Source organism: Phyllobacterium ifriqiyense, assembly GCF_030817885.1.
Lineage (GTDB): Bacteria > Pseudomonadota > Alphaproteobacteria > Rhizobiales > Rhizobiaceae > Phyllobacterium > Phyllobacterium ifriqiyense.
This window is the reverse complement of sequence record NZ_JAUSZT010000003.1, coordinates 1,470,779-1,494,899: the sequence shown is the minus strand read 5'-3', so window position 1 is coordinate 1,494,899 and position 24,121 is coordinate 1,470,779. Positions and strand designations below refer to the sequence as shown.

General features: G+C 54.0%; 24 protein-coding genes, 1 tRNA gene and 3 pseudogenes. 12 read left to right on the top strand and 16 right to left on the bottom strand.

Annotated elements, in window-relative coordinates:
* Window positions 1–146: 146 nt before the first annotated feature.
* From yidC to rpmH, 3 genes are read right to left on the bottom strand one after another with little or no spacing between them, the layout of a single operon-like run.
* Complete coding sequence (gene yidC, locus QFZ34_RS14810; RefSeq protein WP_115051452.1) at window positions 147–1,985, bottom strand: membrane protein insertase YidC; 1,839 nt, start codon at window positions 1,983–1,985, stop codon at window positions 147–149.
* Between the two features lie 47 nt (window positions 1,986–2,032).
* Complete coding sequence (rnpA, locus tag QFZ34_RS14805; protein WP_307282321.1) at window positions 2,033–2,395, bottom strand: ribonuclease P protein component; 363 nt, start codon at window positions 2,393–2,395, stop codon at window positions 2,033–2,035.
* A gap of 47 nt (window positions 2,396–2,442) precedes the next feature.
* Entirely contained in the window at window positions 2,443–2,577 is a 135-nt protein-coding gene (gene rpmH, locus QFZ34_RS14800; protein ID WP_040853797.1) for a 50S ribosomal protein L34, read from the bottom strand.
* A gap of 260 nt (window positions 2,578–2,837) precedes the next feature.
* Between rpmH and QFZ34_RS14795 the strand changes: the two genes are divergently transcribed.
* Window positions 2,838–4,352, top strand: coding sequence for a sensor histidine kinase (locus QFZ34_RS14795; protein WP_370878777.1), 1,515 nt, complete (start codon window positions 2,838–2,840; stop codon window positions 4,350–4,352).
* A gap of 17 nt (window positions 4,353–4,369) precedes the next feature.
* Window positions 4,370–5,831: pseudogene (locus QFZ34_RS14790) on the top strand (phospholipase D-like domain-containing protein).
* Here QFZ34_RS14790 and QFZ34_RS14785 read toward each other — a convergent pair.
* The 3 genes and pseudogenes from QFZ34_RS14785 to QFZ34_RS14775 form a co-directional block, all read right to left on the bottom strand.
* Window positions 5,803–6,670: pseudogene (locus QFZ34_RS14785) on the bottom strand (endonuclease/exonuclease/phosphatase family protein). The pseudogenes QFZ34_RS14790 and QFZ34_RS14785 overlap by 29 nt on opposite strands.
* 41 nt (window positions 6,671–6,711) lie before the next feature.
* The gene (locus tag QFZ34_RS14780) at window positions 6,712–7,995 is read right to left on the bottom strand and encodes an NAD(P)/FAD-dependent oxidoreductase (RefSeq protein WP_307282306.1); all 1,284 of its coding nucleotides are present in this window, start codon (window positions 7,993–7,995) and stop codon (window positions 6,712–6,714) included.
* A gap of 88 nt (window positions 7,996–8,083) precedes the next feature.
* On the bottom strand, window positions 8,084–9,010 hold the full coding sequence (locus tag QFZ34_RS14775; protein WP_307282304.1) for a LysR family transcriptional regulator: 927 nt from the start codon (window positions 9,008–9,010) through the stop codon (window positions 8,084–8,086).
* A 122-nt stretch (window positions 9,011–9,132) separates the two neighbouring features.
* On the opposite strand from QFZ34_RS14775, the pseudogene hglS reads away from it, so the two are divergent.
* Window positions 9,133–10,522: pseudogene (hglS, locus tag QFZ34_RS14770) on the top strand (2-oxoadipate dioxygenase/decarboxylase HglS).
* Between the two features lie 72 nt (window positions 10,523–10,594).
* Window positions 10,595–12,106, top strand: a complete 1,512-nt coding sequence (gene amaB, locus QFZ34_RS14765) for an L-piperidine-6-carboxylate dehydrogenase (protein WP_307282302.1) — start codon at window positions 10,595–10,597, stop codon at window positions 12,104–12,106.
* A gap of 72 nt (window positions 12,107–12,178) precedes the next feature.
* On the opposite strand, the gene QFZ34_RS14760 is transcribed toward amaB, so the two are convergent.
* From QFZ34_RS14760 to QFZ34_RS14745, 4 genes are all read right to left on the bottom strand, one after another.
* Entirely contained in the window at window positions 12,179–12,394 is a 216-nt protein-coding gene (locus QFZ34_RS14760; protein ID WP_307282300.1) for a Fe-Mn family superoxide dismutase, read from the bottom strand.
* Window positions 12,369–12,863, bottom strand: a complete 495-nt coding sequence (locus QFZ34_RS14755; protein WP_307282299.1) for a superoxide dismutase — start codon at window positions 12,861–12,863, stop codon at window positions 12,369–12,371. Before QFZ34_RS14755 ends, QFZ34_RS14760 begins: the two co-directional genes overlap by 26 nt.
* 96 nt (window positions 12,864–12,959) lie before the next feature.
* A complete protein-coding gene (locus QFZ34_RS14750) occupies window positions 12,960–14,210 on the bottom strand; it encodes a serine hydrolase domain-containing protein (protein ID WP_307282297.1) in 1,251 nt (416 codons plus the stop codon).
* A 90-nt stretch (window positions 14,211–14,300) separates the two neighbouring features.
* Window positions 14,301–15,101, bottom strand: coding sequence for a sulfite exporter TauE/SafE family protein (locus QFZ34_RS14745; protein ID WP_307282295.1), 801 nt, complete (start codon window positions 15,099–15,101; stop codon window positions 14,301–14,303).
* A 120-nt stretch (window positions 15,102–15,221) separates the two neighbouring features.
* Here QFZ34_RS14745 and QFZ34_RS14740 point away from each other — a divergent pair, with 120 nt between their 5' ends.
* Window positions 15,222–16,112 carry a LysR family transcriptional regulator gene (locus QFZ34_RS14740; protein ID WP_307282292.1) on the top strand — a complete coding sequence of 297 codons (891 nt, stop codon included), beginning with the start codon at window positions 15,222–15,224 and terminating at the stop codon, window positions 16,110–16,112.
* Window positions 16,113–16,150: 38 nt separating this feature from the next.
* On the opposite strand, the gene QFZ34_RS14735 is transcribed toward QFZ34_RS14740, so the two are convergent.
* Window positions 16,151–16,390 carry a hypothetical protein gene (locus QFZ34_RS14735; protein WP_307282290.1) on the bottom strand — a complete coding sequence of 80 codons (240 nt, stop codon included), beginning with the start codon at window positions 16,388–16,390 and terminating at the stop codon, window positions 16,151–16,153.
* Window positions 16,391–16,526: 136 nt separating this feature from the next.
* Here QFZ34_RS14735 and QFZ34_RS14730 point away from each other — a divergent pair.
* Window positions 16,527–16,603 (top strand) — tRNA-Arg (locus tag QFZ34_RS14730).
* A gap of 77 nt (window positions 16,604–16,680) precedes the next feature.
* Here QFZ34_RS14730 and QFZ34_RS14725 read toward each other — a convergent pair.
* The gene (locus QFZ34_RS14725) at window positions 16,681–17,883 is read right to left on the bottom strand and encodes an MFS transporter (protein WP_307282288.1); all 1,203 of its coding nucleotides are present in this window, start codon (window positions 17,881–17,883) and stop codon (window positions 16,681–16,683) included.
* A gap of 303 nt (window positions 17,884–18,186) precedes the next feature.
* Here QFZ34_RS14725 and QFZ34_RS14720 point away from each other — a divergent pair, with 303 nt between their 5' ends.
* A complete protein-coding gene (locus QFZ34_RS14720; protein WP_115051464.1) occupies window positions 18,187–18,579 on the top strand; it encodes a nuclear transport factor 2 family protein in 393 nt (130 codons plus the stop codon).
* Between the two features lie 86 nt (window positions 18,580–18,665).
* Here the strand turns inward: QFZ34_RS14720 and QFZ34_RS14715 are convergent, their stop codons facing one another.
* Window positions 18,666–18,905, bottom strand: coding sequence for a hypothetical protein (locus QFZ34_RS14715; protein WP_115051465.1), 240 nt, complete (start codon window positions 18,903–18,905; stop codon window positions 18,666–18,668).
* A 229-nt stretch (window positions 18,906–19,134) separates the two neighbouring features.
* On the opposite strand from QFZ34_RS14715, the gene QFZ34_RS14710 reads away from it, so the two are divergent.
* Window positions 19,135–20,166 carry a fatty acid desaturase gene (locus QFZ34_RS14710; protein WP_307282282.1) on the top strand — a complete coding sequence of 344 codons (1,032 nt, stop codon included), beginning with the start codon at window positions 19,135–19,137 and terminating at the stop codon, window positions 20,164–20,166.
* 24 nt (window positions 20,167–20,190) lie between these two features.
* On the opposite strand, the gene QFZ34_RS14705 is transcribed toward QFZ34_RS14710, so the two are convergent.
* Window positions 20,191–21,366, bottom strand: coding sequence for an MFS transporter (locus tag QFZ34_RS14705; RefSeq protein WP_307282280.1), 1,176 nt, complete (start codon window positions 21,364–21,366; stop codon window positions 20,191–20,193).
* Window positions 21,367–21,487: 121 nt separating this feature from the next.
* On the opposite strand from QFZ34_RS14705, the gene QFZ34_RS14700 reads away from it, so the two are divergent.
* From QFZ34_RS14700 to QFZ34_RS14690, 3 genes are all read left to right on the top strand, one after another.
* On the top strand, window positions 21,488–21,868 hold the full coding sequence (locus QFZ34_RS14700) for an ArsR/SmtB family transcription factor (RefSeq protein ID WP_115051468.1): 381 nt from the start codon (window positions 21,488–21,490) through the stop codon (window positions 21,866–21,868).
* The gene (locus QFZ34_RS14695; RefSeq protein ID WP_115051469.1) at window positions 21,865–22,266 is read left to right on the top strand and encodes a (R)-mandelonitrile lyase; all 402 of its coding nucleotides are present in this window, start codon (window positions 21,865–21,867) and stop codon (window positions 22,264–22,266) included. Before QFZ34_RS14700 ends, QFZ34_RS14695 begins: the two co-directional genes overlap by 4 nt.
* Before the next feature lie 62 nt (window positions 22,267–22,328).
* Entirely contained in the window at window positions 22,329–22,517 is a 189-nt protein-coding gene (locus QFZ34_RS14690) for a hypothetical protein (protein ID WP_115051470.1), read from the top strand.
* 6 nt (window positions 22,518–22,523) lie between these two features.
* Here the strand turns inward: QFZ34_RS14690 and QFZ34_RS14685 are convergent, their stop codons facing one another.
* The gene (locus QFZ34_RS14685) at window positions 22,524–22,763 is read right to left on the bottom strand and encodes a hypothetical protein (protein WP_307282276.1); all 240 of its coding nucleotides are present in this window, start codon (window positions 22,761–22,763) and stop codon (window positions 22,524–22,526) included.
* Between the two features lie 120 nt (window positions 22,764–22,883).
* On the opposite strand from QFZ34_RS14685, the gene gcvA reads away from it, so the two are divergent.
* Complete coding sequence (gene gcvA / locus QFZ34_RS14680; protein WP_115051472.1) at window positions 22,884–23,774, top strand: transcriptional regulator GcvA; 891 nt, start codon at window positions 22,884–22,886, stop codon at window positions 23,772–23,774.
* A 33-nt stretch (window positions 23,775–23,807) separates the two neighbouring features.
* On the opposite strand, the gene QFZ34_RS14675 is transcribed toward gcvA, so the two are convergent.
* Window positions 23,808–23,969 (bottom strand): Thivi_2564 family membrane protein, encoded by a 162-nt coding sequence (locus QFZ34_RS14675; protein WP_115051473.1) that lies wholly within the window; start codon window positions 23,967–23,969, stop codon window positions 23,808–23,810.
* Window positions 23,970–24,121 lie beyond the last annotated feature (152 nt).

The window sequence follows — 24,121 nt, the reverse complement described above, 5'->3', positions numbered from 1 at the left end:
TACCAGTGGTCTGCGACCGGTGGGACGCAAATGTCAAATTTGCTTTAGACTGCATTCAATATTGATCGGGTTGTTATCAACCGGAAGCCATCAAAAGAAAAGCCCCCGATCATGCCGGGGGCTCCTAAGCTCTTGCCGAGCCGATGTTATTCGGCCGGTTTTGGCTTTTTACGGAACAGCCCCGAAAGATTGTCCCAAAGCTCCACCTTCGCGCCCTGGCGCTTCATGATGATCGCCTGCTGTGTGATGGATAGCGTGTTGTTCCAGGCCCAGTAGATCACCAGACCAGCCGGGAAGCTGGCCAGCATGAATGTGAAAATAACGGGCATCCAGTTGAAGATCATCTGCTGTGTTGGGTCTGGAGGTGTCGGGTTCATGCGCATCTGCAGGAACATCGTCACGCCCATGATCAGCGGCCAGATGCCGATCATCAGGAATGCTGGAACTGTCCAGGGGATAAGACCAAAGAGGTTGAAGATCGATGTGGGATCGGGCGCCGCCAAGTCCTGAATCCAGCCGAAGAATGGCGCATGGCGCATTTCGATGGTGACGTACAGTACCTTGTAGAGCGCGAAGAACACCGGAATCTGGATAAGAATTGGCCAACAACCGGCGATCGGATTGATCTTTTCGGTCTTGTATAATTCCATCATGGCTTGCTGCTGCTTGACCTTGTCATCCGCATATTTCTCACGGATTTCAGTCATCTTGGGCTGCACAAGTTTCATGCGCGCCATTGAAGCATAGGACTTGTTGGCAAGCGGGAAGAACAGCGCTTTCAGGAGAACGGTGACAACAAGAATGGCGACGCCAAAATTGCCGATTGCCTTATAAAGCCAGTCGATGAGGTAGAACATTGGCTTGGTTATGAAGTAGAACCAGCCCCAGTCGATCAGAAGATCGAACTGAGGAATGTTGCGTTCTTTTTCATAGGCGCTGATCTTGCCAACTTCCTTGGCACCCGCGAAAATCATGTTTTCGATGCTTGTCGACTGACCTGGCTCAATCGTCGTTGCGTCCGAAAGGTAGTCACTCTGGTACAAGGGACGGCCACTGTCGAAATAGGACATGCGCGCTTGGAACGGCTTTGCCGGAGATGGTACAAGTGCCGCAGCCCAATATTTATCGGTTATGCCTATCCAACCGGTATTGGTCTTTTCCGGCAAAACTTCTTTTTCTTTTTCAATGGCTGCGAATTTATATTCAAGCAGCTTGCCGTTGGTTACGGCAATAGGCCCTTCCTGAATGACATAGGTGCTTGCATGCAGGGGCTTGGAGAAACGGGTTACACGGCCATAGGACGCCAAGGAGATCGGTGTTTGAGTGCCATTGGTCACGGCATCCTTCACCGTGAACATGTAATTGTCATCAACGCTGATTGTGCGCTTGAATGTCAGGCCCTTTTCGTTGGTAAAGGCAAGCGTGACAGGTGTTGCGGGCGTCAGCTTATTATTGCCCTCCACTGTCCAGACCGTGCTTGGTCCCGGGACCGCACCCGTGGTGTCGTTGCCGGTAAATCCGATTTCGACAAACTGGCCATCGACCATCTGCGAGGGGCTGAGAAGCTGAATAGTCGGCGAGCTATCATCGACCGTCTCGTGATATTGCTTCAGCCGCAGATCGTCCAAACGCGCGCCCGTCAGGCTCAACGAACCGCTAAGGCTGGGCGTATCGATCTGGATACGGCTTGTCTGACCCAGCGCTGCCTCACGGGTCACAGTTCCTGCCGCTTCCGGGGACTGACCTGGAATATTTGCGCCGGGGGCCGCTGGTGTCGATGATGGGAGAGTGGCCGTTCCGTCAGGATTTGTCCCAGCGGGCGCGCTGGCCTGCCCGTCAACACGCGTTTGCCCCTGGCGGGTCGCTTCGATCTGGGCTTGCTCTCGCTGCTGTTCAACGCGGGGGTTCATATAGAACACTTGCCACAGCGTCAGGATCACAATGGATAAGGCAATGGTGATGAAGAAATTACGGTTGGTTTCCATTGTCAGTCCTTGGTCTAATCCAGTCGGGTCGGGTTCAACTGTGCCTGTCAGGGCTTGGATGAACGCCGGGTCATTGATTTCTTGGCAACCCGTTTTGAGAGTTCCCGGGTCAAATCCGCAAACGATGCCTTCAGGGCGTCGGGGCGGGCAACGATCACATAGTCGGTTCCGGCAGCCATGTCATCAGCAACATTGACGCGCACAGCTTCTCGCAGGCGGCGTTTTATGCGGTTGCGGACAACAGCGTTTCCGTTTTTCTTGGTGACCGTAAAGCCTACGCGGGTGGGACCGTCCTGATCGTCCCGCTGTTTGACTTCAACAAGGAAATAAGCACCGCGGCGCTTTTCCCCGTTACGGACAGCCAAAAACTCCGCTCTCTTGCGAAGGCGGAGTGGCTTTTGCTCATTCATTCTATAGTGCCAACTTTGGCCATCCGCACGAAATCGCGCGGAATGACTTATGCCGACAACCGCTTGCGACCGCGAGCGCGACGCGCTGCAATAACCTTGCGGCCGCCTGCCGTTGCCATGCGGGCACGAAACCCGTGACGACGTGCGCGGACAAGCTTGGATGGCTGATAAGTACGCTTCATTTGTTAAATACCGCGGTGTGCGGCCCTTCTTGTGGTCTGTTCTATGACAGGAGCATATCAGGACCGCCGTTAGCGTATTAAAAATACACCGTTGATAAAACGTCACGCGGGGCGGTCAACCCGGACGTGCGCGGCTTATAGATGCGTGAGGCCTATAAGTCAATTGATGGACGTGATTCAAAAATAGGCAAATTCGCACAAGTGATTTATTGTATGGCATGGGCATTTGACCTACACAATGTAGGGTCAATGGAGCTTATATGGTCATCAGTCAGCAAAAGCCGGAACAAAGCCCGCAAATGAGTGCGGGAAGGCGTTTGCCTGTGCTGAAGCGTCTTTCTGGCAAGTTGCTGCGCCTGACCCTCCTGTTTGGCCTGCTGGCCGAGGTCATGATTTTCGTTCCCACCATCGCAGATATGCGCATTCGCTGGCTATCTGACAGGCTCAATACTGTTGCTGCCGCAAGCGTGGTGCTGGCAGCCAGCGACGCCAAAGACGTTCCGCAATCTGTGCAGGATGATGTCTTGCTGGCGACGGGCACCAAGGCCATTGCATTGAAGGAAAATGGAGCTTCCCGCTTGCTAGCGGTATCCGATATGCCTTCGAAGGTCGACAAACACATCGACATTACCGTAACCGACCCTCTGACAATGATCCGGGGTGCATTTGACGAACTCATCTATGGCGGCGACCGCATTATCCGGGTCTACGGCCCTGTGGGCGATACGGGAAAGGTCATAGAGCTACTCACATCCGACGCTCCGTTGCGCAATGCCATGCTGCTTTATGCCCGCAACGTTGCCCTGATCTCTTTGTTCATCTCGGTCATTACAGCCAGTCTCGTTTTCCTCGCCATCAGCCGCCTGCTTATTCGCCCGATACAGCGAATGAGCGATAATATGCTTGCCTTTGCGCAGCAGCCCGATGACCCTCAGCGTATCATCGTACCCGGAAAACGGGAGGATGAGCTGGGTATTGCAGAGCGTGAGCTTGCCGATATGCAGCACCGGCTGCAACGTACCCTCTCCGAACAGAAACATCTGGCTGATCTCGGCCTTGCTGTCTCAAAGATCAATCATGACATGCGCAATATTCTCGCATCCGCCCAGCTGATATCCGATCACCTTGCCAATTCCAGCGATCCGGCAATACAGCGTTTTGTTCCCAAGCTCGTACGGACAATCGACCGGGCCATCAACTATTCACAAACTGTTCTCGCCTATGGGGGGACACAGGAAGCTCCGCCGCAAAGACGCAGGGTCAAGCTCCACGCCATCGTCAATGACGTCGAGGAAATGCTCGATCTTGATGCAAAGGCGGGAGCCGAGACGAAACCAACTATCGAATTCAAGAATCTTGTGCCGGAAACATTCGAAATTGATGTCGACCCCGATCAATTTTTCCGAATTATTTCCAATCTCTGCCGAAACTCTGTCCAGGCCATGCTCGGAGATACCCGTAGCGATCCATCATTGGTCCGGCGGCTGACGGTCACGGCCGGACAAATCGGCACGACCTCAATCATTGGCGTAGACGATACCGGCCCCGGTCTGCCTGCGAAGGCGCGCGAGAATCTCTTTACCGCGTTCAAGGGTTCAGCGCGTTCAGGCGGCACCGGCCTTGGCCTTGCAATTGTTCACGAACTCGTTCGGGCTCATGGCGGCACCATAGAATTGCGTGATCATGAGGGCGCTGGAACCAGTTTTGAAGTCCGCATTCCTAATCAGCCCGTATCGCTTGCTGAATGGCGATCCCGCCGCAGTTCAATTTCTTGACATGAAGTTCAAGCGCAATGTCTGAATACCTCCCTGCTTATTGGCCGCAAATTTTCTTCGTCCTGTCGATTGTTCTTGGCGTTCCCGCGGCCATCCATGCGACCATGACCAAGGAGGAAGTGCGCGCAGCAATTGGTTGGGTTGGCGTTATTATCCTCTCGCCGGTCATTGGCGCTGTCATTTATGCCGTGGTGGGCATCAACCGCATACGGCGCTCTTCCATTTCATCGCAGCGCGCATTCTTGCATGAGATCGGGCAAGGCCAGTTCCTGCGTTTTGATGCTACTGAAAAAGATGTTCTGGCACATTTCGAAAAACGCCTTTCGGCAATGAAGACATTAGGCGATCGCGTAAGCCGCTGCCGCCTCACCACCGGCAACACTATCACCATGCTTCAGACCGGCGACGATGCCTATCATGCAATGCTGGAAGCAGTGGGCTCGGCGGAGCGAAGCGTACTCGTCGAGACATATATATTTGATCGCGACAAGATTGGTTTGCGCCTTGCGGACGCGCTTATCGCTGCATCAAAGCGTGGAGTGGAAGTTCGGGTTTTTAATCGATGCGGTCGGGGCGCGTTATTCCATTCCGAGTATTGTCGGCTACCTTTCCAAGCACGGCGTCAAGGTGGATGTGTTCAATGGCAATATTATCATTGGCCTCCGCCTGCCCTATGCCAATCTTCGAACTCACCGCAAGATATTGGTCGTTGATGGAAGGGTGGTCTTCACCGGCGGCATGAACATTCGAGCCGGTTTCTCGGCCGAGGTTGCAGGCGAAGACAATGCACGCGATACGCATTTTTGCTTGACTGGTCCCATCGTCACCGATCTCTTCCATATAGCCGCTGAAGACTGGCGGTTTTCCACGAACGAAGCTTTGACGGGAGAGGCCTGGCACATCGCTCCTCCGGAAAAGCAATCTGGTGAACCGGTATTCATCCGTGCTGTACCCTCCGGGCCGGACCGCAGCCTTGAAGCCAATCACAAGATGCTCATGGGTGCGTTCTCCATAGCGCAAAGCCACATTCGCATCATGTCGCCCTATTTTCTGCCGGACCGGGAGCTTATCAGCGCCCTGGTCACTGCGGCTCGACGTGGCGTTGAAGTTGATATCGTCATTCCATCCAACAACAATCTCAAACTGGTGGATCGCGCCATGACGGCACAGTTCGACCAGATTTTGAAAAGTCACTGCCGGATATGGCGCGCCAGCGGCAACTTCAATCATTCAAAGTTGCTTTCAGTCGATGGCGTTTGGGCCTATGTGGGCTCATCCAATCTTGACCCCCGATCGCTGCGCCTGAATTTCGAGGTGGATCTTGAGGTCATGGATGCAGAGTTTGCATCGAAGGTAGAGGGATTGGTTCAGAAAGCTCTGAACGATGCAAAACCTGTCCTGCTTCAGGACCTGCGCGCCCGTTCGTTCTGGGAACGTTTGCTGGACAGGATTATCTGGCTAGGCTCACCCTATCTTTGACAAAGGCGGCATCCGCTACAGCCGATTTCAAATCAACATAGGCCTTGATCGGGAGATGATCGGAGGCAACGCGCGCGCAGGGGCGTGTCGTGAACTTCGATAGTTGTCACCAGACTATGGGGATGCCCCAATACCCGGTCCAACGCCAATACCGGAAAGCGTGACGGAAAGCTTGGCACGGCATTTTTTACCGGGTCAAAGATCGGCGATAAGAAATGCAAGGAAGAACCCTTGCCAATGCGCCATTCATTCAGATCGCCCATCAGCAGCGTTGGCCGCGAAGGATCGGCATTTACAGCCCGTAAAATCGCTTCTGACTGCTGCTGGCGCGAATGCCTCAACAATCCGAAATGTGCCGCGATTATCCGTAAAGGTCCGGCGGCGAGATCAATGTCAACGACCAATGCGCCCCGCGGCTCAAGTCCCGGCAGGACGAGCTGCTGCACATGACGCACAACCCCTTCCCTGAACAAAAGAAGGTTGCCGTGCCATCCATGACCTTTGGGATGAAGCGACGTGACCGGCACAGGCACAAGGCTGTTTTCGCGATGCAAACGCGCAAGATCAAGCAATCCGGTACGCTCGCCAAAACGCTTATCAGCCTCTTGAATGGCGATGACATCCGCGCCGATTTCACTGATGACGTGTGCGATGCGGTCCGGATCAAATTTCTTGTCTATCCCGACGCATTTATGAACATTGTAAGAGGCAATCAGCAAATCATTGCGCACGACACGGGTCACGCCTGTAGGGCGCTTGTTGCGATTTCTGACAGCTGCCAAAATACTTGCTGAGACGCTTGGCTTGATTGGCCGCGCCGGTTTCTTGCTATCCATCAAATAGAGATAAGTCGGTATGCGCCGAATGGCAAGCAGGTGTTTTAGAGCCTGTTACCAACCAGATGGGCCAATTGCGCGCCTACCTCGTAATAACCTTCCCGAAGACCGCGCATCCCCTCCTCTTTCGGCTGGGACACCGGAAGCGGCAGATCGGCTCCACTGACGCGGCCGGTAATATGTTCGGCAAGCAAGCGCCCAAAAACAGTTCCTGGAGCAATGCCGCGGCCGTTATAGCCACTGAAGCTTATAATATTGGGCGCGAGCGTGTGGAACCTTGGAAGATTATCACTTGTCATGCCGATCTTGCCGTACCAGCCAGCTTCGAAGGTCACGTCCTTGATTTGGGGGAAGAGTTTGCGGATCGATCTTGCAGCCCAGGCTTTGTGAACAGCCATTCCTGTTCCGCGCAACGCACCGACGCTTCCGAAAACAAGGCGTCCGGCACGGTCCATCCGGAATGAGCTGAGAATTTCCTTCGTATCCCAGCCACCCTGACGTTCAGGCAAAATCGTGTCGCGCACATTTTCCGGCAAAGGCGTCGTGGCGAAATTGAAATAGGGCAAGTGCAAAAGTTCAGCTCTGAGAGCGGGCCATGGCGATGTGGTATAGGCGTTGGTGGCGACAATTACCCAGTCAGCCGAAATGGTACCGGAAGGCGTCCGCACAAGCCAACGCGAGCCGGATCGCTCAGTCGCGCTCACGGCTGTCCTGGTATATATCGCAACGCCAATTGCCTGTGCTGCTCTGGCCAAGCCACGCACATAACCAAGCGGCTGTATCGTACCTGCCCGATTATCCAACAGTGAGCCAGTATATGCGCTCGATCCTACTTTGGCTGCCGTTTCCGCCGCATCCAGAAGATGAACAGCTGCGCCACGCGCCTGCCATTGTTCTGCACGCTGTTCGAGCTGCTTCAGCCCGCTTTTTCCCACGGCGCAGTGCAAGGTGCCCTTGCGCTCCAGTTCGCACTCGATCTGATGTTTGTCCACGAGATTGAAAACGGATTGCGGCGCGTTGCCCAGAAGTTCAAGCAGGCGCTCGCCATGCAATTGCCCAAGCACGGCAGGCAAATCATTTGGCATTACCCACATGCCCGCATTGACGAGGCCAACATTGCGGCCAGAACCACCAAAGCCGATGTCCACCGCGTCGACAACTGCAACCTTCGTTCCGGCTTCAGCAAGATGCAATGCCGCCGAAAGGCCGGTAAAGCCTGCGCCGATTACCGCAACATCGACGGAAATATCGCCACGCAACGGTTCTGTTTTCGGTGCGGGAGGCGCCGTTTTTTCCCATAGGCCGTGCGAGTGTTCATCGTTCAGCATAGCATCACCGTTTGGCCAGTATTATAGATTGCCGTTATAGATCGGGTTTCATTTTGCGAAAATGAAATTCTTGGAAGACATGATGCTTTCAGCGAATGACTGACATATCTGGTTGCTGGTCAGTAACCTGCGCCGCAATCCAGCTGATAAAGCTTTGCACAAGAGGATTCTCTTTTTTGTGCTCCGGCACGACAAGATAGTAATTATTCTCGGTTTGCAGTGGTTGGTCAAAGAGCACCTGCAGGCGGCCCGTCTCCAGCTCCTTTTCGATGAGATAGCGCGGAAGCAGCGCAAATCCCAGTCCCGCCAGAGCGGCTTCAATGACCATGGAAAAATGCTCGAACCGATGTCCCTTATAGGGACTGATGACTTCGGCTTGCTGTGTCTCGAACCACGACGCCCAAGCTTTCGGTCTCGTGGATAAATGCAGCAATGGTGCCGAATTTGCCAATCCGGCAGGCGTATCAACAGGATTGGCGCTGCATAATTCCGGGCTGCCAACAGGGACAATCATTTCGCTGCACAGATAGGTGCATGTGGCATGCGCCCAGACCGGCTGACCATAATGGATTGCCAAATCGAAAGGTTCTTCATCAAAATCAAACGGCTGGGAGCGGGATGCGACGCTTAACGCCATTTCCGGATGATCATTCAAAAAATTTGGCAGTCTTGGCATGAGCCACCGGCTGCCAAATGTCGGCAATGTCGCAATGCTCAATGATGATGCGGATTGCGATGCAGCCATGGCGCGCAACATTGTTTCTTCCGTCAAACCAAGCAGACGCCTGACCTCTGGCAAAAACTTCTGTCCCGCATCAGACAGTACAACCCGCTGACGTATGCGCTCGAACAAGAGCACGCCGATCTGGTTTTCAAGTTCGCTCAATTGCCGCGACACGGCGCTTTGTGTGAGACTCAACTCCTTTGCCGCCTGGGTGAAACTGCCATGGCGGGCCGCACATTCGAATGTTTGAAGAATATCGATGTCGGGGATCAGGCGTCTCGTTAACTTCATTCTCTTCTCGCATCAACCAAGTTTGAATCGTCGTAATACGTGGGGGCTGATAATCTGTATAATCCATGTTGAGCATGACAGGAAAAGATTTGCTGTCCAAATTCAATGCGGAATCGATCATTATGAATTCATCGACGTTTCTTTCGCCGGATGCGATCCGGGCGTCTTTCTCTTCGGCCATGTCTTCCATGTATCGCACTGAGGTGCCTGCTTATGGAACATTGCTGTCACTGGTTGCCGAAGTGAATGCAAAAACACTCGCGGCCTCGCCCGAAATGGCACAGCGCCTTGAGCAAACCGATACGCTTGAACGTATATCGGAAGAGCGTCACGGCGCCATTCGCGTTGGAACCCCAGCCGAGCTTTCCATGCTTCGCCGCGTTTTTGCGGTCATGGGAATGTATCCTGTCGGTTATTACGACCTGAGTGAGGCCGGTGTACCGGTACATTCCACCGCATTCCGTCCCGTTGGCGATGCGGCCTTGAAGATCAATCCTTTCCGGGTCTTCACTTCCTTGTTGCGCCTTGATCTTATCGAAGATGCGGCGCTGCGCGAAGAGGCGCGCAAGACCCTTGATGCCCGTCAGATATTTACGGCAAAGGCTATTTTGCTTCTCGAGAAGGCTGAAATGAATGGCGGGCTTGACGCAACTGATGCTGCATCCTTCGTCCAGGAGATACTCGAAACTTTCCGCTGGCATGATCATGCAAGCGTCAGCAACGACCTCTATCGGCGTCTGCACGATGCCCACCGCCTGATTGCCGATGTTGTGTCCTTCAAGGGACCGCACATCAACCATCTGACACCCCGCACTCTCGATATTGATGCTGTTCAGGCATTGATGCCCGCCAATGGCATTTCGCCGAAAGCGGTCATTGAGGGTCCGCCCACGCGCAAATTGCCCCATCCTTTTGCGCCAGACATCATTCAAGGCATTGGAGGAGAGCGTTTCCTTCATCAATGCTGAAGGCAATTGGGAGAAAGGCTCCCACACTGCACGTTTCGGTGAAATCGAACAGCGCGGGATTGCACTCACGCCCAAGGGCCGCGCGCTATATGACCGGCTGCTGACGAAGTCACGCGAGGTCATTCGGCCGGCCGCGGATGGCTCCAACGCGCAGGCCTATATTGACGCCCTGCAGGATGCGTTCGCCGGCTTCCCCGATGATTGGGCAACCATTCGCACGGAGAAACTCGGCTATTTCCGTTATTCCCCGGTTGCCACCTCGACTGTCCGTGGCAGCGATCTTGAAGAGCTTATCCGCAAGGGTGCGGTGCAGTTCGATCCCATTGTCTATGAGGATTTCCTGCCCGTCAGCGCAGCAGGCATCTTCCAGTCAAACCTTGGCGATACGACGGCTCAAAACTTTGCGGCCAGCCCGAGCCAGCAAGAGTTTGAGCTCCATCTCGGTGCTCCGGTCCTTGATGAATTCGAGCACTATGCCAATCTTGAGAACGCTTCCATCGAAGCCTGCTTACAGCAATTGCGCCCGGTCGCGCTTGCCAGCTAGGCCGTTTCAATAATCCGCGCCGGCTGATAAAAGCCGGTCAGCTCATTCGACAGATAATAAAAGGTAAGCAAGATGACTATTGCTCAGGAAGTAAAGACACTCCTTTCCAAGCTCGGCGTCGCAGACGCGGCTTATACGGGCGGCACGATGGCTTCATTCAGCCCGGTTACTGGTGAAAAAGTTGCCGATGTTGCAGTTCACTCCGCCGCAGATACTGCACAAGCAATCGAAGCTGCTGACGCCGCCTTCCGCGAATGGCGTCTTGTTCCAGCGCCGAAACGTGGTGAACTGGTACGCCTTTTTGGTGAAGAACTGCGCGCGCACAAGAATGACCTTGGCCGGCTTGTTTCCATCGAAGCTGGCAAAATCCCGTCAGAGGGTCTGGGCGAAGTTCAGGAAATGATCGATATCTGCGATTTCGCGGTTGGTCTTTCGCGTCAGCTCTATGGTCTCACCATTGCCACGGAACGTCCCGGCCATCGCATGATGGAAACCTGGCATCCGCTCGGCGTCGTTGGCGTTATCTCTGCCTTCAACTTTCCTGTCGCTGTCTGGGCGTGGAATACGACACTTGCCCTCGTGTGCGGCGATTCCGTTGTCTGGAAGCCGTCAGAAAAAACCCCGCTGACCGGTCTCGCCTGTCAGGCAATTTTTGATCGTGCCGCCAAGCGTTTCGGTGACGTTCCCGCCGGACTTGCGCAAACGCTCATGGGCGACCGCACGATCGGTGAAGCCCTTGTCGACCATCCGAAAGTGGCACTGGTTTCAGCCACGGGCTCCACACGGATGGGCCGCGAAGTCGGGCCGCGCCTGGCCAAGCGTTTTGCCCGCTCAATCCTTGAGCTGGGCGGCAATAATGCCGGTATCGTTTGCCCATCAGCTGATCTCGATATGGCGCTGCGTGCCATTGCTTTTGGAGCCATGGGAACAGCCGGTCAGCGCTGCACCACGCTTCGTCGTCTGTTCGTCCATGAGAGTGTTTATGACACGCTCGTCCCGCGCCTCAAAAAGGCCTATGAAAGCGTTTCCGTCGGCAGCCCGCTTGATACGCCTTCTTTGGTCGGTCCATTGATCGACAAGGCGGCATTTGACCATATGCAAAAATCAATCAGCGAAGCTGTTGCGCATGGCGGCAAGGTTACTGGCGGCGCACGCGTCGACACAGATCATGCCAACGCCTATTATGTGCGCCCTGCCCTGATTGAAATGCCAAAACAGACAGGACCTGTCGTTGAAGAGACCTTCGCTCCAATCCTTTATGTGATGAAGTATAGCGATTTCGATCAGGCGATTGTCGAGCACAATGCCGTCGGTGCTGGTCTGTCATCGTCGATTTTCACGCTTAATTTGCAGGAAGCCGAACGCTTCCTCAGCCCGGACGGTTCGGATTGCGGCATTGCAAATGTCAATATCGGAACATCCGGCGCTGAAATCGGCGGCGCATTCGGCGGCGAAAAAGAGACTGGCGGCGGGCGCGAATCCGGCTCGGATGCGTGGAAAGCCTATATGCGCCGCGCAACCAACACTGTGAACTATTCCAAGGCTTTGCCACTCGCTCAAGGCGTGTCATTCGACATTGATTGATTGATTGAACTTCACTGCGATATTGTTGCTCCCGCTGTTCAAACGGCGGGAGCGATACTTCCATAAACCCGCCTAGGCGGACTGGAATTTCTCTCCAACAAATTGCCAGTTGACCAGCTTTGCCAGCACTGCGGCGACATGCTCGGTTCGCCTGTTCTCATAGTCGAGATAGTAGGCATGTTCCCACACATCGATACCGAGTAGCGTCTTCTTGCCATCTGCCAGCGGATTGCCTGCATCCTGCATTCCAACGACGGCAAGTTTATCGCCATCCTTTACCAACCACACCCAGCCGGTGCCAAAACACCTTGTCCGATTCCGCGACGATCTGCTTTTGCAATTCGTCAATGCCGCCGAATGAACTTTTCGCCGCATCAAGCAAAGCACCCTCAGCGGCGGCAGGTCCACCTTTGAACTGTTCCCAATACAGATTGTGATTCCACGCCTGCGCAGCATTATTGAAAATCGCCGTTTCATTTTCCTTTTTAGCGCGCACGACAACCTCCTCCAGAGGCAGTTCCGCGTAAGGCGTTTTCTCGGTCAGCGTATTGAGCTTTTTGAAGTAGCCCGCATGGTGCTTTCCAAAATGTAAGCCGACAGTGCGAGCTGAAATGACCGGGCTCAATGCCCCTTCTTCATAGGGCAGTTCAGACTGCTTGAAAGGCATTGAAGCCTGGGCACGAACCGAGGGAGAGAAAAGCGTCGTGGCGGCTGCCGCGCCGGATAGCGCGAGCATATGACGGCGGTTCATTTTCATTTTTCATTCTCCTGCGTTCGGTGAATCTCCAGATACATCGCAAACGACTGCAAAGCGCCAGAGTTCCACCGTACACATCTGCTTGTGCAGCTCAATTTATGGTTTTTTCAATTCTGCAACGACTGCATCAAAGAATACATTTGGATCGATCGGCTCCTTGCCCACCGGTTTGGGTTGCGCGCCAAAAGTGACAATGACGACCTTTTCAGCCGGGTCAATATAGATGTTTTGACCTTGAATCCCGATGGCGGAAAATGCGCCATCCTTGATGGAAGGTTCTGTCCATGCGGTCCACCACATATAGCCGTAATCGAGCTTTTTGCCGCCTTTAAGCGTCTTTGGCGTAGTCGCTTCCTTTACCCAGCCCTCCGGCAATATGGACTTTCCATCAATAACGCCATTGTTCATGAAGAAGAGGCCGAAACGCCCGTAGTCGCGCAAGGTCGCGCTAATCCCACTGCCGCCAATCTCAACCCCGTCGGGCGAATCCAGCCACCAGGTCGCATCGGTTTCCATTCCGAAAGGCGCCCAGATTTTCTCCGACAGATAATCCGCAAGCGGCTTTTTCACCGCACCCCGTACTATCTCACCAAGAATCTGTGTTTCGCCCGTGCTGTAGGTATTCAATGTGCCAGGCTCAGCAGCTCGCGGCAGTTTCGCCATAAGCTCTACGGCAGAGCGTGGCTTTTGCGATATCTGCGCTTTTAACAGGGCGCGCCGGTCAGAGTTTGGGTCGGTATAGGTTTCATTCCATTTGACGCCAGACGACATCATCAAAACATCCCGAACCGAAACGCCATCATAGGCGCTGCCTTTCAGCTCAGGCACATAGTCCACGACTTGCGCATCGAGGCCCTTTATCAGCCCATCCTTTATCGCAATGCCCGCAAGGGTAGAACTGATGGACTTTGCCACCGACATCGACATCCAACGTGTCTTTTCCGTATTGCCGCGTTGATATGTTTCAAAGGCAATCTTGCCGTCCTTGATGACGAGCATGGCTGTAATATTGTCCAGCGCCACGAAATCGTAGAGATCGTAATCCTTTTCCTCATACTTGAATTTGACATTCGTGAGCTGCTTGTCAGCTTTTGGAAGATCGAGAGGCTTCGTTCCGGCTTTGATCGTACGTGTTGGAAAGAGCCGGTCAATGTTCCGGTAGGTACTGACAGCCAGATCCGGCAAGAGTGCGCCATCATAAACCTGTTCGACAGTCCCAATAGGCTCATTGCCATGCGGATATGTGCTTTCATCCGCCATCATGGGCGAAGTCGCCCCTATAAGAAGCGCTACCGTACTAAACATCGTGGCTCTGAATGACGGCACAATCATATAATTTCGAAACATTCACATCTCCTCCTTTGTTGCCAGGCGAGAGTGCGGTGTTCTTCGCTTCGGTTCAATGCTTGAAACCGGTTTTTTCCATCATAGCGTGCATTAACTCAGGGACGTGATCGCCAGATATATGCCGAGCAATAGCAGCCCGCTGAAAAAGACACGCCTGAATGCCTCGGCGCTCATTCGCGCTCTAAGCATTTGTCCAATGAACATGCCCAGTAAAGCGGGAATCAGCGCAAGCAGCGAGACACCAAGCAACGGCACAGGTGCCATTTGATCATCAGCATGCAGCGCGAGCCCAAGAGCCAGTGCAATCGTGGATACTGTGAATGACAGCCCCAATGCCTGAATCAGCTCTTCTTTTTCCAGCATCAACGCCTGCAAATAAGGAACCGCCGGAATAACGAATACGCCGGTTGCGCCGGTCACGAGCCCCGTTATCAGCCCGACCAGCGGCGAGAGCAGATTTTCATAACGCACGCTCACCTGAAACCTGACTTGTAGCAATCCCAGCATTGCATAGATCGTCAAAGCTGCACCAAGGCCGGAGAGCGCAACGCCGGTGTGACCGCCTGTCAGCCAACCGCTTCCAGCAACGGTTCCAACAGCAACACCCGCCATCATGGTCCAGAGACGCTTGAAAAGCCGCTTGAACGATGGGCCTGCCAGCAACTGCCATATATTGGTGACGAAGGATGGAATAATCAGGATTGCCGCGCCCTGTGCGGGAGGCATGGTAATTGCCAGAAGGCCCATTGCGACGGTGGGCAAGCCCATTCCCACGACACCCTTTACAAGGCCGGCCAACAAAAACACCGATGCAACGGTAATCCAGATCACCGGAAAGGAGATAAGATGGCCGGTTGCGAGATTGACCAGATTTCCGGCGACTTCCATCATAGCAGCACTTCCTGTTCTTTTGAGCTATTCCACGCCGACTCTTGACCTTTCCCTATCAAGTCCACAATCTGGAATTGCCCGGGCCAGCCTTCGTTATGGCCGAAGTCACGAGGTGTTGGTTTGCGATTTGATCTGGTTGACCTGAGGTTGTTTTTGCATATCGCTGAAAGCGGCAGCATCACTGCGGGTGCAGATCGCTCGGGCCTCGCGCTTGCATCGGCAAGTGCCCGCATAAAGGGCATGGAGGAAATGCTGGGTGTGCTACTCGTCGAGCGGAAACGGCGCGGCGTCACACTTTCCTCGGCAGGCCATACTCTCCTTCACCACGCACGGACAATCCAGAACCAGATTGAGGCGATGGCTGGCGATCTGAGTGAACATGCCGGTGGCGTCAGGGCGCGCATTCGTCTACTGGCCAATACGGCAGCGGCTACACAGTCTCTTCCTAAACTTCTATCGACTTTTCTCGTGGCAAATCCTCATATTGATGTGGACCTTGAGGAACATCCCAGCCACCTGATTGCTGAAAAGCTTGTCAATGGCTATGCGGATCTTGGCATTGCTGCCAGTTGGGCCGATCTTTCGAATCTCGAACAACGGCCCTTTTGCACCGACCGCCTCGCAATCATCGCAGCGCATAATTCCCCATTTGCTCCCGGTGCCCGCTCAATCCGCTTCGAGGATGCGGTAAACGAACCCTTCATCGGCCTCAACATCGGCAATGCCTTGCAGGAGCACATCATCCGGCGGGCAGCACAGCTGGGACGGCACCTCAACTTTCGCGTCCGCGTCACAACGCTGGAAACCGTCGTCCAACTTGTTTCGAATAATGTTGGAATTGCCATTGTCCCGGAAGGGGCGACACGCAAGGCCTCTCGCACACGTAAATTGAGGATAGTTCCTCTCAGCAATGATTGGGCCACACGCCGCCTGTGCCTCTGTGCCCGTCGCTTCAGTGACCTCACGCCGCAGGCAGCACGCCTTGCTGATATTTTGTCTCAAACGGGATAAGACGGCGGCGTTGAAAGCCAAGACGTCCTGCGGGGCGTCTACGACCCGCCGACTTTCGGATCGCCCGCCTTGCCAAGAGCCTCGATCATGTAATCAACAACATCGTCCCCTACTGCCTCTTCGATCTCCGCCTCGTTATAGCCAGCAGCCTTTGCATCGGCGAGCAACGCGCGCGCAAGCTCCTCTCCTCGCTTTTCCGCATCACCAAGCTTATCAAGGTGGACGTTCTGCGCCGTCCAAGTCTTTACGAACGCCAGTGCTGGACCAAGTGTGATCATAATTTCTCCTCCAATTCAGCGCAGCGCCAATGAGAGCGCTAGAACCCTAATACCGTTCATATTCAAAATTCGCCATTGAAGCCTTGACGCGCATCGGCTAGAACCGCTTCGCGCATGCGAGCTGTCGCAGCCCCATGCACCCGTAGCTCAGCTGGATAGAGCGCTGCCCTCCGAAGGCAGAGGTCACAGGTTCGAATCCTGTCGGGTGCGCCATTTCAGTAGAGAACTGCTGGAACTGCGGACTTCGCCCGCTGGGGGGGGCATAGCCTGCTCGGGACCGTTTGAGACAGTCACCTGACAATAGTGGTCGATGGCAAAACTTTGCGCTTTTTCCAGCCAAGCCAGATCAGGGCGAGCGCGGCAGCACCCATCCAGGGCAGCAGTAACAGGTTGAGCATTTGCCATCCAAGGAATTCCAGCAGCGCTGCTGCGCTCACCGAAGACATAAGCCCACAGGCAAAGATCGTCATGTCATTGGTCGCTTGCGCACGCCCTTTTTCGGCTGGCGTATAGGTGCTGGTCAGCAATGTTGTGCCGCCAATATAGAGGAAGTTCCAACCGATTCCGAGCAGGACAAGCGCGCCTGCAAACGAACCGAAACCAGTTCCCGTCAATGACATGGTCACATGACCGGCCAAGAGAACCAGGCCCGTCAGCATAATAGGCAGCACGCCGAAGCGCGCGATCAACGAGCCTGTAAAGAAGGACGGCAAAAACATCCCAAGCACATGGAGTTGAATGACTGTCGCAGTGGCTGGGAGGTCGTGATGATGATGCGCCATGGCAAGCGGCGTTGCGGTCATGGCAAGAATCATGATTCCGTAGCCGGTCACGGCCCCGAAAAGCGCAACGAGATAGACTGGCTGAGTAATGATCTGGCCCCAGGACCGCCCCTTATCCGCATCACTATGAATGGCCTGCGGGGTGGGAACGCGAAGCCAGAGCAGCGCTCCGGCGGCAACCAGAGAGACCAGTGCCAAAAGCAGAAATGAACCGACATATTCGGGCTGCAGCAGCGGACCACCGAGGCGTGCAAGCATGGGACCCGCCACAGCCGCGACGACACCGCCACCCAGCACGAGCGAGATCGCCCGGGAGCGGAAGGTCTCGTCAGCGACCTCGCTCGCAGCGAAGCGGTAGAATTGTGCAAAAGATTGATAACCTCCGACCAGAAACGTGCCGAATGACAAAAGAAGTAGCGACTCCAGCCAGATGCCCAGTGCCGCGCAGAGCCCGCCAACAACACCAAGCAGCGCCCCGGCGACAAAGCCCGTCCGGCGGCCGACCCGTGCCATCCACATTGATGCAGGAAATGTCGCTGCCGCGGTGCCCAGAAACATCGCAGCGATCGGCATAGTTGCCAGCCCCGGACGCGAGGCGACCTGACCGCCGGCCAGAGCGCCGACAGTCACGACAAGCACCGTGACCGTTTGAAAGAGCGCTTGCGCGCTCGCTAGCAAAAATACCTGCCGATGCATGGGATTGCCGATCATGCGGATGCCCTTCAATGCAGCTTAAAGTTGATATACATCTCTAACAACAATCACCAATTATCAAAAGTATAGAATTGCCGGAAAACCATGGCGGCTCATTCTCGCAATGCTTCTGGGGGTCCGGCCCCTGCCTCAACGAGACGGAATGGAACAAAACGTCAAAAATACTGTTGCAATGTGTACGGCAAGACGGCATGCGTTGACTTGCCTTCATCGGCACCCAACAGGGCCGTTCATCAGACCTTAATCGGCATTCGATTATTGCTGGACGGCTAACATGACTGGTCAACGACAGAGCTCATTATGACACTGGAATCCGACTTGAACTTCTCCATCACTGATATTGAGCAGCTTGAAGACAGCCTGCGCAAGGCGATGCTTTCCAGCGATACTGCCGCGTTGGATGAATGTCTCGACGACAATCTCATCGCGATAGATCCTTTTGGACGCAGGCTGAACAAGCAGGAAAACCTCGATTTCCATCGTGCCAATATCCTTAAACTTGATCAGATTGACATGTTGGATTGCTCGGTGCGACTCATGGAAAATGCCGCGACAGTCTCATGGTTCGGAAAAATCGCCGGAACATATTACGGGGAAAGCTTTTCCGAAAAGCTCGCTTATAGCCGGGTCTGGTCACGAACTGACGGGCGGTGGACATTGATCCTCATCCACAGCACCAGAATTACGATGTGAGTTATCCGTCTTAAGTACCGCGATATCTGGGACCAGAGCCAACTCACCCCAGTCGCAGATCAATGATTCAATGTGCGGAAACTGCTCTATTCGAGCTCCAGCACCTCTCCCGCTGTATAGATAATTTCCGGCGGGCCATACTCGCCAACATCCGGCTTCGCTTCCCGGGCCCAAGCGATAACACCAGCATGTTTTGAAGCCAAATCCTTGGCCGTGCGGATGGCGCGATCTTTTGTTTCGAATTGCTGCGGTTCTCCAACCGGGAAAAGCTCGCCAGCATCCCCTTGGTCGAACGCTATGACGACAATCAATTGCACTGGGTCCATTACACTAGCCTTACGTTAAACGATAATCTTAATACTGACCCAAGATTTCAGAGGCAGACCTTCGATCCAGAAAACATCAGTAAACACACGGGGCCATAGGTGCCCTATTCGATACTAAACGCCAAGCACTAACAGCGGTTCCAATAGCGGCACTGTGTTACTGCTTTTGGTAACGTTTTATTTCAAAGCGCACCTTGCGTGATCTTATTCGGCGGCCATATAATAGCGGATGATAACTCCTCCACAAAAAAATAGCCCTGCAGCAAGCTCTGATGCTCGTCCTTGGCTTAAAATTCTAAGCCAATATCGGAAGCCGCATAGAGGTCGGAGCGCCTTTGAACTTGCGGTGACGCTTGTTCCTTTCGCTATTTTCTGGGCTTTGTGCTGGGCCGCTGTCCATTATGGCTATTGGTGGGGTTTGGTTCTCATTATTCCAGCTGCAGGCTTCCTGTTGCGATTGTTCATGATCCAGCATGATTGCGGCCACGGATCATTCTTTGCTCACCGCCACACGGATGACTGGACTGGCCGGGTCATTGGCGTGCTGACATTGACACCTTATGATTATTGGCGACGCAGCCACGCTATTCACCACGCCTCGGCGGGAAATCTGGATGAACGCGGCATTGGTGACATTACTACGCTGACGGTTGCCGAATATCGCGCGCTGTCGCGTTGGGGCCGGATTGGCTATCGCTTCTATCGCCACCCGGCGGTTATGTTTGGTGTGGGGCCTGTTTGGCTGTTCTTCTTCAAGCAGCGTTTGCCCTTCGGCATGATGCGGTCTGGTGCTGCGCCGTGGATTTCAACCATGGCAACCAATCTTGGCATCGCTGTCTGCGCCATATTTCTGATGTGGCTTGTCGGCGTCGGTCCATTTCTGCTGATACACCTGCCCATCGTTACGCTTGCGGGAGCGGCGGGTATTTGGCTGTTTTACGTTCAGCATCAATTCGAAGAGACGCATTGGTCATCGGCACCGGAATGGCAGTTCCATGAAGCCGCCCTGCATGGTTCTTCGCATTACATATTACCGGGTTTTCTCCAATGGATCACGGGCAATATTGGCATTCACCATGTTCATCACCTTTCCAGCAAGGTTCCCTGCTACCGGCTTCCGCAAGTTCTGAAGGACTATCCCGAGCTTGCCGATATTGGCCGTATTACAATCATGGAAAGCCTGCGCTGCGTGAAGCTTGTATTGTGGGATGAAAACCGCAAAAGACTGGTTTCCTTCAGGGAAGCAAGGGCGCAGGTCTGATATCAGCGCCCGGCCCTCGCGCGATCACGCAATCGACAGATGCTCTTTGGGCCTCGCGGTGCGGGCCAGCCTTATTACCGCAAGACCCAGGATTGAGAATATACTGCCAACAGTGCCCAGATAGTTCAGCCCCAGATTGGTGATGACCAGCCCTCCGATCATTGATCCTATGGCAACCCCAAGGTAGAGCGCAGAATAATTGAGCGATAAAGCGAGCGGCGCGCTTTCCGGCGCTATCGCCAATATGCGGCTTGCCTGTGCCGGTGGAAACATCCAGGCGATAACACCCCAGACCACCATGTGCGCGATCAAGACAATACCGGCAAACTCATGTGGCAAGGTCATGATCCAACTGACCAGGATCAGGGCAACTGTATTGAGAATGGATGCAGCAATCACCGTTTTCGTTGCACCGAAGCGATCGGCCAACTGCCCGCCAAGAAAATTGCCGAATGCCGCGCCAACTCCAAAAGCCAGAAGGATAATCGGCAAGTATTCACGGGAAAGACCTGTCCCCTCCAGTGCAACAGCCGCGATATAGGTATATACGGCAAAGCCTCCGGTCATATAGAGAAGCATGGTCAAGAGTGCGGGCAGTAGGCCCGGATGACGGATGACGCTCAGGCGCTTGGCCAAGGTCATTTTATCCGCGTAAAGGCCGCGTGGCAGCAATAGCCAAACGATCAACGTGGCCAGAACACCGATCAGGGCAATGAACAGATATGTGCCGCGCCAGCCCGCAAAGCTGCTTATAAATGCCCCCAATGGCGCGCCAAACGCCACGGCCAGAGTTGTTCCCCCGACGATCACAGAGATCGCTCTGGCGCGATGATGCGGCTGCGATATTGCAACGGCTGTCGCCTGCGCTGTCGCGGCATAAAGCCCGGCAACCACTGCAATCAGGAGGCGTGCTATCAGCAAGAGAATATATGTCGGGGATATTGAAGCAAGAATAGCACCGAGAACAAAGACCAATGCGCTTCCAGCCAGCACGATACGCCTATCCAGCGCACCTGTGAGGGCAGCGACGATGGGCGCTCCAATTGCATAGGCGAAAGCATAGGTCACAACCAGATAGCCTGCCTGAACAAGACTTACCCCCGTGTCTCCAGCGATCTCGGGCAGAAGGCTTGCCACGACAAAGCCTTCAATGCCGATTGCAAATGTGCCCAGCGCCAGTCCTACAAGACGAATGTCCATGGCTAATACCTAGATGTTCAACGATCATTGAACTATTCGCCTCCTCCAAATCAAAGTCAAGCGGTAAGTTCAATAATTATTGAACATTGAAATCTCTCCTGCCAATTGCTATTACATAGGTATGACGAACGCTCTGTATCATCCTGCTCCGGAAGAAATCGCTCTGCCAGCTGTTCTTGCGGCACTGGGCGATGAAACCCGCCTGACAATCATCTCCATGCTTGCGAGATTTGGCGAAGACGAGCGCAATATGACCTGCAGCTATTTTCTAAGCCTCGGATCAAAAACCGCGTTGAGTTATCATATTGGCAAGCTTCGTGAGGCGGGCATTATTTACGTTCGCCCTGAAGGGACAAAGCGCTTGCTGTCCTTGCGGCGCACGGATTTGGAAAAGCGGTTTCCCGGTTTTCTGGATTCAATTCTGGCATCAGCAGCGCAGCTCTCACCTGGCGCTGTTCCCTCCTCCACTGAATTTCCGAAACAATCAGGATTGCCATCATGAGAATAACGCCAAACGGCTCTGTCCCCTCGCGCCGCCCTCCTTCCGATTGGTTTACCGGAACTGTCTGGCAGGATCCAATCATTGAAGCGGAAGAACCTGCGCGATTGCGCGCTGTAACTGTCCGTTTCGAGCCAGGTGCTCGTACGGCCTGGCACACCCATCCACTCGGCCAGACTTTGCACGTGACATCCGGCTCCGGGCTTGCTCAGGTTTGGGGCGAAGCAATAAGGGAGATCAAGGCTGGGGATACAATCTGGATCCCACCGGGCGAAAAGCATTGGCACGGCGCCAGCCCCACTACTTTCATGACCCATATTGCCATGCAGGAAGCGCTCGACGGCAAAGCGGTGGAATGGATGGAAAAGGTTTCAGATACGCAATATTCCGGCCACGATTAGTCTGCTACATTTCTGTTACCTGTTCGGGTTGGAAATGTATGTTCGCATGAAAGGGAATAATCATGGCATTCGAAGACGTCAAAGCCAGAATCGCACTTTTGGTTGAAGAGATGGTCAAGCGGCCAGCGGATGCTCATGAAATCCATGAAACCCTGCGCGAACATTTGAATGAGCTCAGGGCCATGGGCATGCCCTTGCCCGATGACCTTGTAGCGCTTGAACGCAAGCTCGAGACTGATTTCGATTCATAACCGCCATTATAGCGGCCCATTGAAATTATCGTCGAGCCGTCCGTCGACAGAGTGCCTGCGCCTGTAGCCCGTTGAGCTCCTGCCATCCAGGGCTCCAATATCACGCATCATATGGTCTGAGAACTCATCCATACGGACATGACTGACAGGCGCGTTTTTGCCGTGCCCGGTTCTCAATCCCTTGATCCAATTTATCCATGCGGAGAATACTGGTTTGGGTGGTGTATGCGCTTTTGACATGTTCATTTCTCTAACTCCGAGTAAAGGCTGTTGGCCCTTTGTTGAAGCGAAGATGCGCCATACCCCAGTTGTTTTCCAACAAAACGGCAAGTAGTATGCATAAGGACAGCTTATGCGAGAAACTTGATGCAACTCCCTCCCTTATCTGCCATCCGGGTTTTTGAAGCCGCTGCACGCCACGGCAATTTTACCAAGGCCGCCGAAGAGCTGGGCATGACCCAAGCGGCTGTCAGCTATCAGATCAAGCTGCTGGAAGAGCGTATTGGGGCGCTGCTGTTTTTACGCAAACCGCGTCAGGTTGTGCTTACTGAAGTGGGCGTCCGGCTGTCTCCAGCGATCAGCGAAGCGTTTGAGCTCATGCGCGCTGCCATCGCCGCCACACGTGAAAATGCTGACGGCGTCTTGACCGTCAATACAATACCGACTTTTGCTTCAAACTGGTTGGTGCCGCGATTGGGGTCTTTCCAGCTATCACACCCGCAATTGGCGGTACGATTGCAGGCGAGTCGGGAATTGATCGACTTTAACCGCCATCAGGTCGATGTTGCCATCAGGTCGGGAAATGGAAAATGGCCTGGCCTGACGAGCCATAAGCTTTTTGCTGCGGAGTTTTCTCCGATGTTGACACCGGCATTGGCTGCCTCGGTCGGAGGGATAGAAACCCCAAGGGATCTTCTCAAATTACCAATTGTCGACACGGGAGATTATTGGTGGAAATTATGGTTCAGGTCGGTAGGCATTGATAATCCGGATTTGAAAGGCGACCCTCGCAACCGCTTTGGCGATCAGCATCTGGAGGGTAAAGCTGTTTTGGCTGGCATGGGCGTTGGAATTCTCACCCCCGCCTTTTATCAATCCGAAATTCAACAAGGTCAGCTTATCCAACCATTCGATATGGTTGGTGCCGATGCGGATCATTTTTATTGGCTAGTCTATCCTGAAGCACGCAGAAATGTCCCAAAGATCCGCGCTTTTCGCGACTGGATGCTGGAGCAAATCGGCAGCAACGGCAATTGAAAAGGGCGGGTTTAATCCCGCCCGCTCCGATCTTTAAAATACTGCGAGATAGCGCAGCAGCGAGATAATACCGATCACCACCACGATGACCTGAATAATCTGCTTGGCACGGCCATCCAGTGGCAGCATCTGGATGAGATAGAGCACGAGAAAAATCACCAGAACGGTGATCAAAAGACTGATCAAAATCGACATTATTTATTTCCTGTTTTCGGGATCAATACGAGTGTAGCCCTTAGAAACTCTCGTGAGCCGGCTTTTGTTCCATGCAATGCACGTAAAGAGTGCATTGTGCTCGTCCTGCATTGTTTGCTCTGGGCTGCACTGATAGTTTGCGGCAACCGCCA